Below are 3,705 nucleotides of genomic sequence, written 5' to 3'. Positions count from 1 at the left end.
CTGGGGCTATCTGCTCAGGAAGTGGTATGGCAGAAAGACATTCAATCCTCTACTCAGGATTTTCTAAGCCAGGTCACCACAACTATCGATCAGCAATACCTTATCACGGGAAGCTCTATTCAAAGCGATAAGCTGCAGACTTCAGGCAGTAAGCAGAATAATGGTTACGATTTCCATCTGGTAAAACTCAACCAGCAGGGAGATCAGGTCTGGGAAAAATATTTCTCAGGTCAGAATCATGACTATCTGTCAGCCACCGTTACCACCCAGGACGGAGGCTTCCTTCTTGCCGGAACCTCCTATTCCGGGAAAGGACTCGATAAGAAAGAGGATTCCAGAGGAGGATCCGATATCTGGCTTATCAGGCTTAATGAATTCGGTGATGAACTATGGCAGAAAACATTAGGAACTTCCTCAGATGAAGAAGCAAGATCAGTCATTCAAACCACCGATTTAGGATTCTTTGTTGCCGGCAATGTACAGAACTCATCCAAAGGCTATGGCTCCAAAGACGTCTGGATCACAAGATTGGATAAAGATGGAAAAGAACTCTCACAGCTTATTTTAGGCGGAAAAGGCCTGGATGAAGTTGAGAAAATGATCCCAACGAAAGATGGCGGAGCTTTGTTAGGAATTTATTCCAGAAGCTCCGAGGTCCGTGATTCAGGTTCCGGTGTCAAAAACCCTGAAAGTAAATCTTCATCTGAAAGTACTGCTACCCGCACCCCGACCTCTGTAACTTCCAAACAAAGCACCAACTTCGGTGAAGGCGATTACTGGATCGTAAAACTTGACAAGAACGGAAAAATAGAATGGGAAAAAAACTATGGCGGAAAAGGAGATGACCATATCAGGACTTTAGCCCTGACTTCAACCGGTTATATCATTGGTGGCGAATCCAGATCAGAAAGATCAGGAAACAAAACGGTAGGCACCCAAGAAGGCACAGACCTTTGGCTGATTTCTTTAAATGAAAGAGGGGATGAGCAGTGGCAAAAATCCTACAACTTCAAAAACCGTGATGTCTTAATGGGAATGAGTGTGATTACAAAGACCCAGGAATCAAGAACCAAGAACCAGGATGTTACAACAGGAATATTGCTGGGTGGCTACACTCAGGCTGAAGGCAGAATAGAAAAGGATGATGAAACGTTCTGGATGCTGTATCTGGATCAGAATGGCAATGAGCAGTGGCGAAAGCATGTGGCAGGAGAATCAAGGCAGAGAGAAGAAAGACTTTCAGATTTGAAACTGAACAGAGATGGTTCTATAATCCTGGCCGGAACCAGTGCCAAAGAATTGGGGAAAGAGAACTGGAAGATTATAAAGCTTGGAGACAAACAAGTGAACCAACTGATCGAAAAACAGGATATCAAGATTTATCCGAACCCGGTATCCGATTATGCTTATGTAGAAATCGGCTTTGATTTCAAAGAAGCTGAAATTCTGTTGTATGATATGAGCGGAAGGCAGCTTCAGAGTCTGAAGACAAAGAATAATGTTACCAAGATCAATACGCAGAACCTTGTACAGGGCGCTTATCTGGTGACCATTAAAACTGATAATAACAAAACAGCTAATGCTAAATTGATTAAAAAGTAAACTGATAATTATGAAGAAAACATTGCAATTACTGGTATGCCTTTTATATAGTGTTTTATATATTGGGCAAAGCAAGAATGTAGATATTATTCGACCTACTCCTTCTGCGGCAGGCTTATCTACTTATAATACGATGCCGGTTTCTATACAGACAGGTGTACCAGATATATCTTATCCTTTAATAAATATTGAAACAGGAAATAAATCTGCCAATATTAATTTAGGACTCAGTTACCATGCTGGGAATGCCTCTAATGATAATTGGGTTAGTGAAGTAGGGCAAGGATGGTCATTTTTAGGAACAGGTATTATTTCCAGAGAAATTGATGGTGATTTTGATGAAGTATTTGATGACAATACTCTTCAACATTACATTAAAAATGAATTTGATGATATTTATAACTTTAATATTCCGGGGGAATCAGGGAAATTTAGGTTTATAAGAGATATTCAGAATAATACTTTTAAATTGATAAAACTCACTCCTTTTACCTCTAAAATAGAATACAAGAGACCTGATAATCCGGCAACCCTTATTTTAGATTCCTTTACAATTACAAGCGAGTCAGGAATTCAGTATGTTTTTAAGGATTATGATCTCAATATGATGAATGTATGGAAGAAAAATCATCCTTTAAATGGCCCTATGTATGCTGATAAGCAATATAGAAGTGCTTTTTATATTTCTTCCATTCTGGATGAAAATGGTCAGGAATTGGTAAAATATACCTATTTAAGAGATATGAAATATCCTCCGGGAGTTAATGAGCAGGCTACTATAACAGAAACCAACAAATTAACCCGCATAGAAATAAAAGATCATGGAATTATAGAGATTAATTATAACAAGAATGAAGAATATGGTAAGTACAATGATATATTTTCGATCAATAATATTGTACTCAAAACATCTAGTAATATATTTGTTAAAAAATACATCTTCAATTACTCCTACCTTTCTCCTTATTTGGGTTCCGCTGATCCTCAGGAGCTTAGAAGGTCATTGAATTCCTTTAGTCAGGTTGATCAAAATGGAAAAACGATTGAAAAATATGAATTTACTTATGATCAGGTATTATTTCTGGATAAAAATAATCAGCTACAAAAAAGTAATATTTCAGAGCTAAATAAGATCAAATTACCTACCGGAGGTATTATTGAATATATTTTTGATTTTCCTATGGGGTATGTTGAACGAAGGGTAACTGTTCCGGTTCCTAAGGTCCATCTTACTGATATTTCATTTACAAAAGTTAATGGTCCAAGAAAGTATGCTTTTACGCTTACAGAAAATAAGAATCTTGAAATAGATGCTTCAGGGATTGGGCAAGTATCATCTTATTTATGGGCTCTTCAGTTCTGGAAAAAAAATGGGGATACTTATAGTGTTTCACATGCTATGGGCCAGCCTATAGATCAGAATCCGGATTTAGAATATGTTCAAAAAAGGACATTTGAACCTGGTGAATATTACCTTGATTTATACTGCAATGATCTCTCATGTTCGAATCTTAACTTATCTGATCCTGCTGTTGTTCAGATATGGCGTGACGGAGATGGGGAGCCTACTGAAACGATTATTAAAGAATATACAATAATAGGACCTCCAAGAATTAAAAACATTAAATATTATAATGCTGATGTAGTAAATATTATTAATACTCCTCTTCCGGTGAAAGTGGATGAATATGAGTATGATAAGTTTGATGACCCGGGTAGTTCAAGTGGATATTCATTACTTCCTTCAATGATTTATAAAAATATAAAAGTTATTCAGGGCGGCAATAATGGCTATACTAAATATTACTTTAAGGCACCGGATGCATACCTTTGGCAAAATGGTTTGTGGCCTAATTATAACCTTACCCGCGGAGGGCTTATTGATAAGAAAGAAGTCTATAATGCCTTAAATCAAAAATTATCTGAAGATTTGTTTGAATATACCATTGAAGAATATGATGGACCTGCTTACAAGCTGGATCAATTCATAGAAACAAAAACCTCTTGGATCAAGGACAGCAAGGTGGTTTCCCGGAATTACTTTGATTCAGGAATGGTAGAGACCAAGAATGAGATATTCCGAAATACGCATAACAATAAGCC

2 protein-coding genes are annotated in these 3,705 nt (G+C 37.3%); both read left to right on the top strand.

The window, feature by feature from the left end; genetic code table 11:
• On the top strand, window positions 1-1,602 hold a 1,602-nt coding region (locus tag ACTJJF_RS21940), incomplete at its 5' end, for a T9SS type A sorting domain-containing protein (RefSeq protein WP_440701015.1).
• A gap of 10 nt (window positions 1,603-1,612) precedes the next feature.
• A partial coding sequence (locus ACTJJF_RS21935; RefSeq protein ID WP_440701014.1) for a hypothetical protein occupies window positions 1,613-3,705 on the top strand: 2,093 nt, incomplete at its 3' end.

Source organism: Chryseobacterium sp. 22458 (genome assembly GCF_052044975.1).
Classification (GTDB): domain Bacteria; phylum Bacteroidota; class Bacteroidia; order Flavobacteriales; family Weeksellaceae; genus Chryseobacterium.
Note: the sequence above shows the minus strand (reverse complement) of the source record. Positions and strands in the feature narration are given on the sequence as shown.